Below are 15,273 nucleotides of genomic sequence, written 5' to 3'. Positions count from 1 at the left end.
TAGTTTACACCTCTTTCACTATGATATCCGCGATTTTTTCGGCTGCACTGCCGTCACCGAAAATATCACAGGGATATTCAATTTCATTTTGAAGCTCTTCCGCTTTGGCTTCCCAATCAAGAGACACAACACCGTTTTCAAGAAGATGCCAGCCGGTGCTTGTAATTTCTTCCCAGCCCTGCGGCATGAGAAGGATTGCCCTTTTCTTTGCCCAGTAGGTCTCACGCTGAAAACCTCCGCTGTCGGTAACAGCAAACTTTGCGCCCTGCAAAAGCGACATCAGTTCAAGATATCCAAGCGGCTCTGTCACGATTAATTCTTTCAGCAGTTCCTCAAAACCGAACTGCTCCGCCATTTTCCTTGCCCGCGGATGCATAGGGTACACAATTTTTAAATTCTGCGTTCTTCCAATCGTGTTCAAGCCTTTTAATATAGTCTCAAAACGTGCTTTATCATCAGTATTGAAATCCCTGTGAATTGTAGCAAGCACGTAGCCGTTTTCAGCAAGACTATATTTTGACATTTCTGCTTTTGTGTCAAGCTTTGGCTGCACTTTAAGATACAAATCGTACATTACGTCTCCCGTATTGTACACCCCGTTTGTAATTCCCTCTTTTTCAAGGTTTTTAACGTTAAGTTCAGTGCAGGCAAACAGATAATCCGATATATGGTCGGTAAGTACGCGGTTCACTTCTTCGGGAAACAGTTTGTTGTACGTACGGGGACCTGCCTCAACGTGGGCAACAGGAATATGCAGCTTTGCCGCATCCAAAGCACCTGCAAGGGTAGTATTTGTGTCTCCGTACACAAGCACAAGATCCGGTTTCTCTTTTGTCAGCACGTTCTCAAATTTGATTAAAGCGTCTGCCGTCTGTACTGCATGACTTCCGGAGCCTACGCCAAGATAATAATTAGGCTTTGGTATTCCAAGCTCGTCAAAGAATGTGCCTGACATATTGAAATCATAATGCTGTCCTGAATGTACAAGAATATGCTGCCATGCGTTTTTTTCGCGTATGGCTTTGTTCAGCACGGCCTCTTTAATAAACTGCGGACGGGCACCGACTAAAGAAACTACTTTCAACATACTTATTCTCCTAATGCTTCTACAGTCTCCAGAACGTTATTCCTGATTTTCTGAGCTGATCTACGTCGTAAATTCCGCGGACGTCAAGCAGTATTTTCTCGTTATCCGGCAGTTCCGGTTTAAAGTAGCTTTTCAGCTGCTCAACAGGTATTTCCGCAAACTGCCTGTGCGAAACGGCAACGATAATGCAGTCGGCATCTTTTATTTCCGAAAGCGGCTTGAGGTCAACGCCGTATTCGCGTTTCGTTTCCTCAACGTTTGCAATCGGATCTACAACCTCAGGCTCTATGCCGCATTCTTTCAGCCGTTTAATTATATCTTCAACCTTGCTGTTGCGTATGTCCGGGCAGTCGCCCTTGAACGTCATACCGAAAATGACAACTTTTGCCGTTTTCGGTGTTTTTCCAACCTTCGCCATCTGACGGAGAGCGGAATCTGCGACAAAAGCGCCCATGCTGTCGTTTATCTGACGTCCGGCAAGCACGACTTTGCTGTGGTAGCCCATTTTTTCCGCCTTGTAAATGATGTAATACGGGTCAACGCCTATGCAGTGGCCGCCAACAAGACCAGGCGTAAATTCGAGCGCGTTCCATTTCGTTCTCATACCATCGTACACTTCTTTGGTGTCAATTCCCATGATGTCGAAAATCATTGCCATTTCGTTCATAAACGCGATGTTGATGTCGCGCTGTGAGTTCTCGACGACCTTAATTGCCTCTGCCGTTTTGATGTTTGAAACCGGATGAGTCCCGACTTCAATTACCAAATCGTACACGTTCTTGATTTCTTCAAGGCTTTCCGCGTCCATTCCGGAAACAACCTTTTTGATGTTGTTAAGGCGGTGAACAGGGTCTCCCGGATTTATTCTTTCGGGGGAGTAGCCTATTTTGAAATCAACGCCGCATTTAAGCCCCGATTCCTGTTCAAGAATAGGTATGCAGATTTCTTCCGTTGCTCCCGGATAAACCGTTGACTCATAGACAACGATAGAGCCTTTTGTAAGGTTTCTTCCGAGAATGTGGCTTGCGCCCTCAACCGGTGAAAGGTCAGGCTTGTGATCATCGTCAACGGGAGTGGGGACGGCAACGATGTGGAACTTCGCTTCACGGAGACGTTTTTCGTCTGCCGTGAAATCGACCTTGCATTTTTTGATTGCCTCGTCTCCAACCTCTTTCGTCGGGTCAAAGCCCTGTTTGTACAGGTCAATCTTCGCTGCGTTAAGGTCAAAGCCTATTACGTCAACCTTCTCCGCAAACGCGACCGCTATCGGCATACCTACATAGCCGAGCCCTACAAGCGACAATTTCTCTTTTCTGTCCAGCAAATCCTGATAAAGTGACATGTTATATTTCTCTCCTTCTATCTATTGAATAATTCTGGGATTTTACTCTCCGTGGTTTGTTTGTAAGTAATCTTTTTTATAACACCCCAAAATAAATTATTAACAGTAAGCAATGCAGACCATACTTTACCTTTATTGAGGCCTTTTCTAAACAATATGTAATGCCATTTTATTAACTTGTATTTACTTCCGCCTGAGACAGAGTCATTATGTTTGATATAATACGACAAACATTCAGGTAATCTGTAAAATTTGGATTTACTGACTATTTGCAGCCACATGGCGTAATCGTTATTCTTACGTAAATCAGCTATTTGAATTAACCCTATTTTTTCTCTGTCATACATAACTGTAATTGTTGAAAAGTAGCAATAGTTATACAATCTTACCTTACCAACAATATTTGGGGCTGTATTGATATATGGCATCCATTTTCCGTTTAAGCATATCCGGTAATCAGTAAACGAACAGGCATATCCGTTTTCTTCCATAAACCTGATCTGTTTTTCCAGTTTCAGCGGCTCCCAAATGTCATCGCTGTCCAAAAACGCAATCCAACGCCCCTTTGCCTCACGCAAGGCTTTGTTTCTTGAAACCGCCGCACCGCTGTTTTTTTCGTTTTTAAAATAGCGTATCTTGTCGCTGTTAAATCCGGCAACAATTCCGTCCGTGCTGTCTGTCGAACAATCGTCAACAATTATCAGTTCCCAGTTTTCATACGTCTGGGCAAAAACTGACTTTATAGACTCTCCGATATATTCTGCCGTATTGTATGACGGCATGATTACGGAAACGAGATCCTTCAAATTAAACTCTCCCGTTCTCAAATTGCATTAACATCATTTTGGCAACAGACATTTTTTCATCGTATTCCTGCTGCGTAATTTTACCCTCACGAAGCAGGCAGTCGCCAAGGTCTTCCGCCGTGTCCATTCCGTCCGTGTTTATGCCTTCTCTCGCAAACGCCTTTTTGAAAGTGACGCCAATTATTTTCCAGTCACCGCAAAAGGTGATGCCTTTAAGATATTTCAAGTCCCATGCAAGTTTTTCTTCCCAAGTAACGTTGTTTCTTCCGTTTACCTGCGCAAGCCCCGAAAGCCCCGGACGCACACTGTGACGTTTTCTCTGTCCGTCAGTCATAAAGAGCATATCCCTGACAAGCAGGGGACGGGGACCTACAACTGCCATGTCGCCTTTTAGTATGTTTATAAGCTCCGGCAGCTCGTCAAGCGAGGTGGCGCGAAGTTTTTTTCCAAAGTCCGTAAGTCTGACGTCGTCGGGCAGAAGATTGCCGTTTTCATCGCGTTCGTCCGTCATGGTGCGGAATTTGTAAAGGTTGAATATTTTTTCGTTTCTGCCCGGTCTCGGCTGTTTGAACAATACGGGAGAGCCGAGTTTCTTTTTCACCAGATACGCGGTGATAAGCAGAACTGGGCTTAAGCCTATGATTGCACCTAATGCAAGGCAGAAGTCCATCGGCCGCTTCACATATTTTTCGTAAAAAGTAATCTTTCTTTCCATTATTCAAAACAGGCTTTTATAGTTTCAATGATTTTTTTCTGCTGTTCTTCCGTTTCTGCCAATATCATTTGTTTTTTACCAAAGTTGCTAAATAATCTATTTTTCTATCTCTTTCTTCATCTTCTTCACTATTATACGAATTAAGCAATTTCACGTCTATTTTTTCAGTCCAATCTTTATATTCTTCAATAGCATAACTAACCTTTTTTATGTAATACAGTTTTTCACTGTATTTTTCTAACTCGAAAACATCGTTAGCAAAACAAACCACATTCTTTCCAGTATCTGTCTGTACACTGTTAAAATAAAATCCTCTCATTCCGGACTGGACAAATACATCTGTAACAAATTGTGTCAGTTTATATATATGCAATTTCTCTGGATATATAGGTTGTAATATAACATTACACCACAAGTTTATTTTGGGTGATTTCGCTTTATCAGATAAATTAATAAGTGTTATATCTTTTTTACAGCAAAATGTTCCAATGCTACAAATTTCGCCAACCTGTGCATGCACTTCAGCTATAGCCGTATGAACATCAGATGCTATATATAAAAAGGATGTACCAGACCTATTAAATCGCCCACCTGGTGCTAACATAGGCGGTACTTTTTCAATATCGTGCGCATGGTGTGGCATTACAAAAGTCCCATCACAATCATCAATAGCGCCACTTACTGTATCGTGCCCCCTGCGTGCACGATAAAATATCTCATTTTTTTTAACAGAAATAGTAGGAAATGTTTTAGGTTTTATAATATCTATAAAACTTTCAACTATATCATTAGGGTTGTAATTTAACAAAATATGTTCGAGTTCTCTACTGAACAATTCTTCGTGTATTCTGGCAATGTTAACATCTCCTTTATTAATTGCTTCTTCATACATTTTTGCAAACAAATCAAGTTTTTGTATCATCTTATCATACCTTCACTAAATTTAAATTTCAACCCGCTTTATATCATATTATTTAAGTTGCAGAAAATTATATTGCTCATATTAGGGATAGAGATATTTTTCTTTGCCTGTTGTATCTCTTCGGGTATCTTCAAGTCCACTGAAAATGCCATAAATTCTCTTCCTGTTCGCGCAGTTCTTGCTGAATACCCCAAGTCATATGTGATTTGGCGATACCCTGAATAAAGTTTCTCAACAATATTCTCTGCATCATAAGAAACAATCCACTTAGCGTCTAATGTTTTTACTGTTTTTGCAACTTTTATATGGTCTGCATCACCATAAGAGTGTGAATATAATCCAGTGGCCTTCTTTATATATGGCGGGTCTAAATAGTATAACGTGTTCATTGTGCCAGTATTGCCCATATTACGCAAAAATTGCAACGCATCTATGTTACTGATATTAATATACAGCCTATAGTCAGCAATAGCCTTGATACGGCTTATTAAATTTGTCTTGTTAAACCGTGCGTCCAATTTCCACACACCATTTTGCCCTCTGCCACCAATCATTCCACCCTTTATGATACCTGACCTGTTTGTACGATTTAGGAAAAATGTTGAAAAACCTAAATCGAAAATGTCTGCAGTTTCTTTATTTCCCTGTATAAGGTGTTGCTTGTCCCATTCTTCAAGAGATACATTTACTGTCTTTATTTTATCAATAAGCCTGTCCGTTTCATTCAGTAGTGTATACCAAAAAGCATATATAGCTCTGTCAATGTCATTTATATATATCTTCTTGACTTTTCCCGTCATGAGTAACGCCAACGCCAAACCTGCACCACCAGCATAAGGCTCTGCATAGTTTGGTGCATCAGTAAAATTATTTTCAATTAGTCCACAGAAGAATTTGTATAATTTTGCTTTTCCTCCGGGATAGCGCAGCGGCGTATAGTGCATCACTTTATCACTCTAACTCTAAGATTTTTTGCCAACATATTAAAACATTTTGTGAATTTTTCTTTGAATCTAACAACATCGTTTTGATGTGCCTCATACCAAAAATCGAATAGATGGCTATCTTCCATTATCGACTTCGTATTGTTAAACCACTTTTTTAGTATATCCCTCTTAGGATAAATACCTCTTTCTAAGTCATCTCTTATAGCACGAAGATTCTGTTTTATAAAACCAGTTTCTCTTACACAACTTTGTGCAAAGAAATCTGACTCGGGCTCAAGTTCGTCAATCAAAAAATCTAACAACACACTCTCAGGACTCTTACCTTCGATAGGCAAGACCATAAAATGAGGGTTATCGTTATCTATCCCTGCTTTACGCAAATCATCTACACTATCTCCATCCAAAACTGTAATAACATCTGAAAATACTGGTTTATCAACTTTATATAGCGATATGAGGAATGTATTGCCGCAACACATATCGTCAACTATGCGAACGCTACTTGTATACTCCGTCCCAAATTTAGATAAGAGTTTTTTCAACATCCATCTTGCTTCAGCATCCTCAGTATATAATTTAATTTGACGTCCATATGGAGTAATTGATGCATTAAGTTCATTTTTTATCTGAGATATTGTTGGTTGTAAGAAAACTTCAAACATTCCATTAGCGTTTGTCAGATAATTTAACACTATGTTATCATTGACATGTTGTGATTTTTCAATCAAATCTTCTATTACCGAAAGACTATGCACAGTAAAAATAACTTGTATCTCAAAGTGCCTTGCGGCATCTATCAACACACTTAACAATTTTTTCTGCGATGCAGGGTGTAATGTTGCATCTATCTCATCTATCAGCAAAACCCCGCCGTGGTATTCTTCCATCAGCTCATCTCGTAGCGCCTTAAACTTCCATAGAGCGGAAAGGATCTGTCCAACATTATCCTGCCCAGCTGAATTAGTAATATAGTCATAATTTTCCGTGTTAAATCCAATTCCTGTCTTATGCTCAACATCACCAAGGTCTATTTTAGTAACCCCATTTATGTTATCGTTATTGAACATGTACAGTATATCTTTGGCTTTCGACTTTATCCATTCGATACCCTCTTGGTCAATATCTGACAAAGTAATACTATGTGGCGTAACTTTTTGAGATTCTCCTATAGGATATAGTCTTGAGAGTCCTAAATATACAACAGGAATCTCTTTCTTCTTTGAGCTTTTTTTAGCCCCTGTCTCAGTATTAATCTTTACTTCTGGTATAACTCTAAAACGCTTACCGCCAGGAGCTTCCTTATCAGTTTGCCACGTGGTTCTACAAATCCTATAGTCGCCATCGTCAAAACTGACTTTTAACAAATTACTACCGTGTTTGTCATAAGTTAAGGAACCATGGATAATTTCACTAAACTCTGTTCTATAACGCTTAGGTTTGAAATATGTTGTTTTTGAAGAAGTCCGTCTATACTCCATCGTGTTACCCAACAACGCTAGCAACGTAGACTTTCCAGTTCCGTTGCTACCTGCAATTGCCGTTATCATCTTACCAAACTTTATATTTACATCTCTAAAAATTCTAAATTCATTAATCTGCATTTCAGTTACTTTTATTATTCCCATAGTAACAGACCTCCACTCCTACTTATTTTAACGACCACAGATTCAATTAACATTTTTATCCCACAACGTACTCAGCAAATAGGTAGCTTCTATCATTTACAAATCTGTTACGTCGTACAGTTCAAAGTATTGTCCCGTATATCTATTATCCAAGGTTATTATTTTTTAAAGATTTTTTCAATAATCTTCTCCTACTATTCCGCTGTCATTTTGTCGTTTGACAGCAGGCAGAGCATTTGCGCTTTTTCTGACATGTAACACAAAAAGCCATGCCCAAACACAATACCATGATAGCATTAAAACCATTGTATCGTAAATAAAAACTTACGCGCGACAACATTTATGTTCTTTTTTCCTGTATAACATTAAATTTCGTTTGCTACGCGGCTCTTTGCTTGAACGCTCTATTCCAATAACGCAATATTCTTATCAAGAGACAGTCCTGAGATAATATCAAATATACATTCTTTTGTATTTTGCGTAAACACAAAAGAGTTAGTCAGATACTGTTCTTTTATATCTTCATATCTCTCAATAAACACTGCCGAATACACATCACGAACAATATTTTTTAAATCCTCATCGCTGTCATTTCCCATACTGCCTGCACAAAATATTGTACGCGCACGTGATTTAAGTTTTTTAGAGCAGATAAGCTTTTCAAAATACTCCGCAGATTTGCCGTTTATAAAGTCATTATATGCACTATTATCCGTCATACGCAGAACAAACAATATCGGCAAAAAGACCGAAACAGCCATACGCACAGTTTTCTTTTCTGCCCACGGTTTTAATCCCGTTTTTAATTGAGCAGGATCAAAAGCAAATTTTAACATTCTGTAATATTGAGCAACATCTCTCAATGTCAAATTATACATCTTCATTATCTCACTGCCGATAAAATCATAATCATACTTTACTTCTCTTTGCAGTGTATAAAGATAGTTTTCCATATCTGCTTCCGGCAATTCAAAAACATAATCAAAAAATCTGTTTAAATAGCGAGTTGCATCAAAATCAATGCCGTAGAATTTTTTGACTGTATGCTGAAGTTGCTCAAGATTTGTGGAAAAAACAAAAATTACTCTTTCATTATCAAAATAGTGTTTCACTCTTTCAAGCAGTTTCACGGCAAAACTTGGTTTACATCTGTCCAGTTCATCTATAAATATAACTATCTTCTCGCCCCGTTCATTTGTAATTATTCCCAAAAATTCATTAATTCGTTCCTCTAAACTTTTTTGACTTTTTATTGCAGACAAGGGGTCTTCTGTATTAAAAACATTGAGCAGTTCACCGACACTCCACCCTTGAACGCATTTAATTATATCGGCAGCAGATCTGAGATAATTAACCTGAGTTGTTTTCAGACAGTTTTCTTCATTGATGCCTTTTGCTATGCAATAAATTATTGATATCAGAGGATCTATATCGTTATCATTTGTCCAAGCGTCGTAATATACTGAAAACATTGGCTTCCATTCTGCGTCAACTATACCTGGATTGGGGTGGCAATGCTTATATATTACTCCATTAAGGTCAAACAAGATATTTTCCGACAACTCAACTTTGCTTACCTGTTTGTTGCAAATGTCAAGCAACAATTTCGTCTGCTTAACAAAGAAGGTTTTGCCGCTTCCCCATCGTCCGTCTACTGCAATTGAGTGCTTTGACGTAGCATCCAACACATCAACAAAACCAAGGACTGCTTCCTGTCTTCTAACTATATCTTTTACAAAGCACTCCGCGATATTCTCCGTGGTTGGTTTTAATTCATTTATAGACATTCTTCATTTCACTTCTCATCGTCATATTTTTGTATCTGTATATGCAGACACTCGCTTATATTATACAATCAAACCTTTCTGCCTTGCTTTCACGTCATCTATTGCTATCGGATGGCTTTCAAACTTTGCAATTTGCTGTACAGGATACATTGATGTCCGAAGAGCATCTTCAACATTTAACAATATATTAGGACTGGCGCCATTCACAACAAGGACAAATTTGCACTGAACAGTGCTTAAATCAACTTGCTTTAAACTATCCGGTAATTCCCATTCTCCTGTAACTTTTCTTCTCTTCAACAATACAGCAACGTACATTCCAAGGGAATGTATAAATTTTTCTGTCACTGCAGCAATATATTCCTGAAACCCTTCTCCGTCTGTTCCGGGAATACTGCTTTTGGCTTCAATAAACAACACTGCGCCATTGCGCTTCAACAAAAATTCTACCGAGCGCACGTGGTGAACTTTTGACGTTTGTGTATATTTTTCAATTTCGAAACTACCATTTTCAGGGCATATAAAATGCATTCCCGATTCTTCTATTGTACGCACACCTCTCATAGCACAAGGTCGACCTCTTGTTCGTACAATTTGATTGACTCAGCTACAATTGGATTATCCGGCAAACTGTCTTTCAAATCATACGTATCATGTCTTTCTCTGCCTAAAGAAAGAACCGGAATACTGCACTGATGTTCTGTCGCCAGCAGATAAAGTTTTTTAAGGACAAAATAGGAATGTGTTGCCATAATAAACTGCATGCCGGTGAGCGACAACTCGTAAATTATATCCATAAACTTTGAAATCGCCGCAGGGTGCAACGCTGACTCTGGCTCGTCTATAAAAACGACAGATTCAGGAGATAAATATCTGTTACCAAGCAATATATCTAAAATCGAAACTTTTTTTACTCCTTCGGCAACAACACCGATTAAAAACTTTTTGGCGTTTTGATCCTTAAAATACCAACTCTGTGTATCCTCATCTTTTTCAAGTCTGCCGCCAAGCATATCCTCAAGGTGGCTCCTGGCATCTGCTACTCTGTCAGACGAGCGCCCGCGCATCGTCGGATTATTCAAAGCACGGGCTAAATCATAATAGGTGTTGTCAAAACCGAACAGTCTGTCCTGTTCCCGTGATTTTATTATGACTTTTTGTAAAGAAACAACTTCTTTTGCAGGGAGAAAAATCGATTCTGCAGATCTATTTACAGACGGAATGCCCGAAATGTTTTTAATTTGTTTTTCTGTATCACGGCCAAAAGAATATGATAACTTTGTACTTTCGTCTATCGCTGCGCAAAAATTCAGGCTGTCTTTTTTATCTTTACTCTTTGTTGCTATATCCCCAATCTTCTCTGCCTGAAATGTCCAATACAACTTATCTGACAGTATGTCGCCAAAATCTCTTTTGTCATTGCCGCGTTTATATGCCTCACACGTGCGTAAAGCAACATACATAGCTTTCAGCAAAAAACTCTTGCCTGTACCGTTTTCTCCCAAAACAAGATTTATGCTGCTTAATCTTCTCCAAGATACCTCTTTTAACGCTCCAAAATTTTTCACGCTTACGCTCTTAAACATACAGTCTCACTCCTGTCGATAAGAATCATCTGTAACACGAGACTATTATAACAAGTTTTATCGCGTTCATGCAGTATAATATTACACACCTGCTATCATTCAATTTGTCAATCAAAACATTTTTTGATTACTTCAATGATTTTTTCCTGCTGTTCTTCCGTCATTTTGTTGTCGCTTGGCATGCAGAGTCCGCGGCTGAATATGTCTTCCCCTGCGCTTTCCGCTGCTCCGCTGCGCATGACAAACGGATGTGTTTTGTACACAGGCTGCATGTGCATGGGTTTCCATATCGGACGCCCTTCGGCGTTTATGCCGCTGATTGCGTCAAGTATTTCATGCGGGCAGCTTTTTCCGCTTTCAGGCACGAAGCATACGTCCGTTTCCCCGCGTGTCTGTCTGCACATTGCTTCCGGCTTTATGAGCAGACATGAAAGCCAGTAGTTCGGCACACAGTTTTCAGGTACCGGGTTCATTTCAACAGGGAGATTTTTCAGCCCTTCCTTGTAGCGTTCGTATATCGCCTTTTTCTGCGCTATGTGTTCGTTAAGGTGCGGGAATTGTCCGCGCACAACTCCGGCTATAACGTTGCTCATTCTGTAATTGCAGCCGAGCTCCTCGTGCTGATACCACGGAGCGTTTTCTCTCGCCTGTGTTGACCATTTGCGGACTTTGTCCACCGCTTCTTTGTCGTTCGTCAGGAAGCAGCCGCCGGAAGAACCTGTTATGATTTTGTTGCCGTTGAACGATATGGTGTTGTATTCGCCGAAGGTTCCGGTCTGTTTTCCTTTGTACGTGGCACCAAGAGATTCAGCAGCGTCTTCAACGAGTATCGCGCCGTGAGCATCGATTATTTTTTTCAGTTCGCCTATTTTGCCCGGCGTGCCGTATAAATGCGCAATGACAACTATTTTTACTTCCGGATATATTTCAAACGCGCGTTCAAGCGCCTGAGGATCCATGTTCCATGAGTCGCGCTCTGTGTCTATGAACACGGGTATTCCGCCTTCGTAAGCAACGGGGTTGACCGTTGCGGCAAAGGTCATGTCGGAGCAGAATACGCGTTTTCCTTCAAGCGCGCCGTGTCCGGCAGCAGGCTTGCCGTACGCTTTTTCCCCTGCAAGCCTCATTGAGAGGTGAAGGCTTGCCGTTCCCGCAGAAAGCCCTACGGCGTATTTTGCGCCTGTGTATTCGCAGGCAAGGCGCTCGACCTCGTTGATGTTTTCGCCGACCGTTGACATCCAGTTTGTTTCGTACGCTTCCGTTACGTATTTAATCTCTTCCCCGTGCATTGTGGGGCTTGAGAGCCATACTTTCTTTTCAAACGGCTGAATTTTCGTTCCCTTAAACATTTTCATTCCCTCTTCAATTTAAATCAATGCATAATGCAGAATGAATAATAATTGTACTTTGCACTTTGCTTTTCGCTTGCAGCTTATAGCTTACTGCTTATTGCTGATTTTATACGTATCAACTACTTCCGCGACTGCCTGTTTTATTCTTTCGCTTTCGTTGGCGCTTGCGGCATCAAGTTCGGCAATCTGCGCTTCGAGTTTTGCTTCGTCAAATTGTATCGGTTTGCCGACGTAGATGAGGTTGTTGCGCGTTTTGCGCATTCCTTCTTCGCTCATGAGAAGTTCTTCGAAGAGTTTTTCGCCCGGGCGGAGCCCTGTGTAGACGATTTTTATGTCTTTGTCGGGCGTGTAGCCGGAGAGCTTTATGAGGTCACGCGCCATGTCGTCGATGCGCACCGGTTTTCCCATGTCAAGGACAAATATTTCCCCGCCTTCGGCGTAGTGCGAAGCCTGAAGTATGAGTGACACTGCTTCCGGTATGGTCATGAAGTAGCGGATGATGTTCTTGTCCGTTACGGTAACAGGTCCCCCTTCGGCTATCTGTCTCTTAAAGAGCGGTATTACGCTTCCGTTGCTGCCAAGCACGTTGCCAAAGCGAACGGCGGAGAATACAGTACCGCCTGCGGCGGTACTGTCGCTGTAAGCTGCAGGCTGCACGCTGTCGGCTGTATTGCTCGCTTCGCCCGCGCTGTCTGCTGTCTGCTGTCTGCTGTCTGCCAAATTTTTCTTCGCAAATGACTGTATAATCATTTCGCAGAGTCTTTTGCTTGCTCCCATGACATTCGTCGGGTTGACCGCTTTGTCTGTGGAGATGAGGAGGAAGCGTTTTACCCCGGCGTTTATTGCCGCTTTTGCCGTTTTGTAGGTGCCGAGGACGTTGTTTTTTACAGCTTCGCACGGGCTGTCCTCCATGAGAGGCACGTGCTTGTGCGCCGCGGCGTGGAAGACGACGTCAGGCCTGTACTGCTGCATGACGGTGTTTATTCTCTTTTCGTCGCGGACGGAGCCTATGAGAACCTTGACGTTAAGCCCGGGATTTGCGATTTTCAGCTCCTGCTGCACGTCATAGGCGCCGTTTTCGTATATGTCGAATATTATGAGAAGCTTCGGGTTTGTTTTCGCTATCTGGCGGCACAGTTCGCTGCCTATGCTGCCTCCGCCTCCGGTGACGAGTACGGTTTTTCCTGAGAATTCCTGAAGTATTTCCTCGTTGTCAACCTGAATTTCATCCCTGCCGAGCAGGTCTTCTATCCGCACCTCGCGCAGTTTGGTGACGCTGAGTTCGCCGGTATAAAGTCTGAACAGGCTTGGGACTACCTGTATTTTGCAGCCTGTTTCTTTGCAGATGTTGAGTATTTCGCTTTTGTCCTGCGGCGTCGCGTCGGATATCGCGTAGATGATGGTGTTTATGTGATAAGCTTTGACAAGGCGCGGAATGTCCCTGCGGCTTCCGGCGATTTTTATTCCTTCAAGGTAGCGCCCTATTTTGTACGGGTTGTCGTCTATGATGACTTTAAGCTTGTATTCCGCGCGCCGCGCGAGCAGAATGTCTTTTATTATTTCGCGAGCTGCCTGGCCGCCGCCGATTATCATTGTCTGATACGGCGCTTCGTGCGCTTCGCTGCGCAGAACGTAGCGCATGAAGCGGTAGCCGAAGCGTATCATCACGCAGAATATGCCGCAGAGTATGTAGGCTACAAACAGGCTTGAACGCGGGATACGCAGCTGTTCGACCTTGTTGCCGAGCAGAAAGAGCAGCGCAAGCACCATGTAGGCAAGCACTATGCGGTATGCCTCCGTCACCGAGGCGTAGCGCCATATTGACTGATACAGGCGGAATGCACGGTAGACAAGCACTACAATGATGCAGGCGTATATTATGAAGTACGTTACCGCTTCAAGGTAGCCGTGCGGAATTTTGTCCGCCATAAAGTCATAGCGTATCCAAAGACCGAACATAAAAGACACGGCGACAGAAAGTATGTCACCGAACATTATCAGGCAGGCACGAAAAACGTAACCCGCACGCGTACGCTCTGTCAGATTTATCATCTGCCCCGCCGTCCTTTGAAAAATATCCTCTCGCGTGTCTATTATACTACATTACGCGGCGTTGTGCACAAATGTTTTGGGCAGAATTTTTCCGGAACAGGCTGATTTTTGAAATTTTTGGTATGCACTTACCTTGACTGCCTGTTATTTTCGGCTACAATACGATTGCATCGCGGATTAGCCGGAGGTCTTCGGAATAAAATATTTGCAAGTCCTTGCTTGGTTTGTAAATATAAACAATTCTGCGACACAAAATTACAAATTTTCTAAAATTGTGTCGCAGAATTGTTTGCGGATTGCAGGATTTTGAAAAATCACGGCCTGTGTACAACGCTGAAATTCCGTACTGCCTTAAGTAAAAATATGTACAAATGACATACAGACTACTGTTTATTTTCTGCTAAAAGTTTCTTTTCAAGTGCTTCAATATCCGTTAAAGTATTTTTAATACCTTTTATACGCCATAAGGCAAGGATTTTTTTAACCTTCTTGGTGATTACTTTTTGTTGTGCTTCTTTAATATGCACAGGCGCTTCGCCTTTCTTATGCACGCACAAAACATATTCTTCCGTTATGGGGAACATATCTTGTACCAAGAATACTGACTGTGTACCAAAAACGTCTGCTATAACTATGCCGTCATAATACCTGTACTGTCTCAGCTTTTCGTTAAGAATTGTTCTGTATTTTTCAACATTGGAACTCAACGGAACCATCCAAAGAAGCCCTGTTTTTTCATCCTTAAAGCAATAAAAATGCGGGCGAAAATTACTGTTGTCATGGTTTCGCATTAAGCCGAAATTAGAGAATTTGTCAAAAAACTCATCTTTAATATCGTATACATACCCCGGTATGACAAAAAACATACTGTTTCGCATATCATCACTTCCAAACGATGCCCCGCAAAAGCGGGGCATTTACTGTCCAAGAACTTCTTAGTCGCCCTCGGTGGCGAACAATACGGGAAATCCAAGTACTTATAAGCCGCCCTCGGTGGCGAACAATATTTACATGTTGATTATATCTAAAATCACTTCATTGTCAATCTTGCT

General features: G+C 41.5%; 13 protein-coding genes. All 13 read right to left on the bottom strand.

Translation table 11 applies throughout. The features are described 5' to 3' along the window. Positions 1–4 precede the first annotated feature (4 nt). Positions 5–1,087: a UDP-N-acetylglucosamine 2-epimerase (non-hydrolyzing) gene (gene wecB, locus KBS54_01660; GenBank protein MBQ0054837.1), complete on the bottom strand. Its 1,083-nt coding sequence runs from the start codon at positions 1,085–1,087 to the stop codon at positions 5–7. Between the two features lie 19 nt (positions 1,088–1,106). Next, the gene (locus tag KBS54_01655) at positions 1,107–2,429 is read right to left on the bottom strand and encodes a nucleotide sugar dehydrogenase (protein MBQ0054836.1); all 1,323 of its coding nucleotides are present in this window, start codon (positions 2,427–2,429) and stop codon (positions 1,107–1,109) included. Between the two features lie 17 nt (positions 2,430–2,446). After that, positions 2,447–3,235, bottom strand: a complete 789-nt coding sequence (locus KBS54_01650; GenBank protein ID MBQ0054835.1) for a glycosyltransferase family 2 protein — start codon at positions 3,233–3,235, stop codon at positions 2,447–2,449. Between the two features lies 1 nt (position 3,236). Then, a complete protein-coding gene (locus tag KBS54_01645) occupies positions 3,237–3,950 on the bottom strand; it encodes a sugar transferase (GenBank protein ID MBQ0054834.1) in 714 nt (237 codons plus the stop codon). A gap of 64 nt (positions 3,951–4,014) precedes the next feature. After that, positions 4,015–4,872 (bottom strand): RES family NAD+ phosphorylase, encoded by an 858-nt coding sequence (locus KBS54_01640; GenBank protein ID MBQ0054833.1) that lies wholly within the window; start codon positions 4,870–4,872, stop codon positions 4,015–4,017. 38 nt (positions 4,873–4,910) lie between these two features. Further along, positions 4,911–5,819 (bottom strand): DNA adenine methylase, encoded by a 909-nt coding sequence (locus tag KBS54_01635; GenBank protein ID MBQ0054832.1) that lies wholly within the window; start codon positions 5,817–5,819, stop codon positions 4,911–4,913. Beyond that, a complete protein-coding gene (locus KBS54_01630) occupies positions 5,816–7,444 on the bottom strand; it encodes an AAA family ATPase (GenBank protein ID MBQ0054831.1) in 1,629 nt (542 codons plus the stop codon). Before KBS54_01630 ends, KBS54_01635 begins: the two co-directional genes overlap by 4 nt. A gap of 404 nt (positions 7,445–7,848) precedes the next feature. Next, positions 7,849–9,231, bottom strand: coding sequence for a hypothetical protein (locus KBS54_01625; protein ID MBQ0054830.1), 1,383 nt, complete (start codon positions 9,229–9,231; stop codon positions 7,849–7,851). 60 nt (positions 9,232–9,291) lie between these two features. After that, entirely contained in the window at positions 9,292–9,795 is a 504-nt protein-coding gene (locus tag KBS54_01620) for a hypothetical protein (GenBank protein ID MBQ0054829.1), read from the bottom strand. Next, entirely contained in the window at positions 9,792–10,817 is a 1,026-nt protein-coding gene (locus KBS54_01615; protein ID MBQ0054828.1) for an ATP-binding protein, read from the bottom strand. Before KBS54_01615 ends, KBS54_01620 begins: the two co-directional genes overlap by 4 nt. Before the next feature lie 107 nt (positions 10,818–10,924). Then, positions 10,925–12,172, bottom strand: coding sequence for a DegT/DnrJ/EryC1/StrS family aminotransferase (locus KBS54_01610; GenBank protein ID MBQ0054827.1), 1,248 nt, complete (start codon positions 12,170–12,172; stop codon positions 10,925–10,927). 84 nt (positions 12,173–12,256) lie between these two features. Further along, positions 12,257–14,221, bottom strand: coding sequence for a polysaccharide biosynthesis protein (locus KBS54_01605; GenBank protein MBQ0054826.1), 1,965 nt, complete (start codon positions 14,219–14,221; stop codon positions 12,257–12,259). A gap of 383 nt (positions 14,222–14,604) precedes the next feature. Then, a complete protein-coding gene (locus KBS54_01600) occupies positions 14,605–15,087 on the bottom strand; it encodes a hypothetical protein (GenBank protein MBQ0054825.1) in 483 nt (160 codons plus the stop codon). Positions 15,088–15,273 lie beyond the last annotated feature (186 nt).

It is taken from the genome of Candidatus Equadaptatus faecalis (genome assembly GCA_018065065.1).
GTDB lineage: Bacteria > Synergistota > Synergistia > Synergistales > Synergistaceae > Equadaptatus > Equadaptatus faecalis.
Note: the sequence above shows the minus strand (reverse complement) of the source record. Positions and strands in the feature narration are given on the sequence as shown.

Bases quoted from the DNA above. Each gene is read 5' to 3' on its own strand.
- wecB (MBQ0054837.1), bottom strand. From the start codon at position 1,087: ATGTTGAAAGTAGTTTCTTTAGTCGGTGCCCGTCCGCAGTTTATTAAA.
- KBS54_01655 (MBQ0054836.1), bottom strand. From the start codon at position 2,429: ATGTCACTTTATCAGGATTTGCTGGACAGAAAAGAGAAATTGTCGCTT.
- KBS54_01645 (MBQ0054834.1), bottom strand. From the start codon at position 3,950: ATGGAAAGAAAGATTACTTTTTACGAAAAATATGTGAAGCGGCCGATG.
- KBS54_01640 (MBQ0054833.1), bottom strand. From the start codon at position 4,872: ATGATACAAAAACTTGATTTGTTTGCAAAAATGTATGAAGAAGCAATT.
- KBS54_01630 (MBQ0054831.1), bottom strand. From the start codon at position 7,444: ATGGGAATAATAAAAGTAACTGAAATGCAGATTAATGAATTTAGAATT.
- KBS54_01625 (MBQ0054830.1), bottom strand. From the start codon at position 9,231: ATGTCTATAAATGAATTAAAACCAACCACGGAGAATATCGCGGAGTGC.
- KBS54_01620 (MBQ0054829.1), bottom strand. From the start codon at position 9,795: ATGAGAGGTGTGCGTACAATAGAAGAATCGGGAATGCATTTTATATGC.
- KBS54_01615 (MBQ0054828.1), bottom strand. From the start codon at position 10,817: ATGTTTAAGAGCGTAAGCGTGAAAAATTTTGGAGCGTTAAAAGAGGTA.
- KBS54_01610 (MBQ0054827.1), bottom strand. From the start codon at position 12,172: ATGAAAATGTTTAAGGGAACGAAAATTCAGCCGTTTGAAAAGAAAGTA.
- KBS54_01605 (MBQ0054826.1), bottom strand. From the start codon at position 14,221: ATGATAAATCTGACAGAGCGTACGCGTGCGGGTTACGTTTTTCGTGCC.
- KBS54_01600 (MBQ0054825.1), bottom strand. From the start codon at position 15,087: ATGTTTTTTGTCATACCGGGGTATGTATACGATATTAAAGATGAGTTT.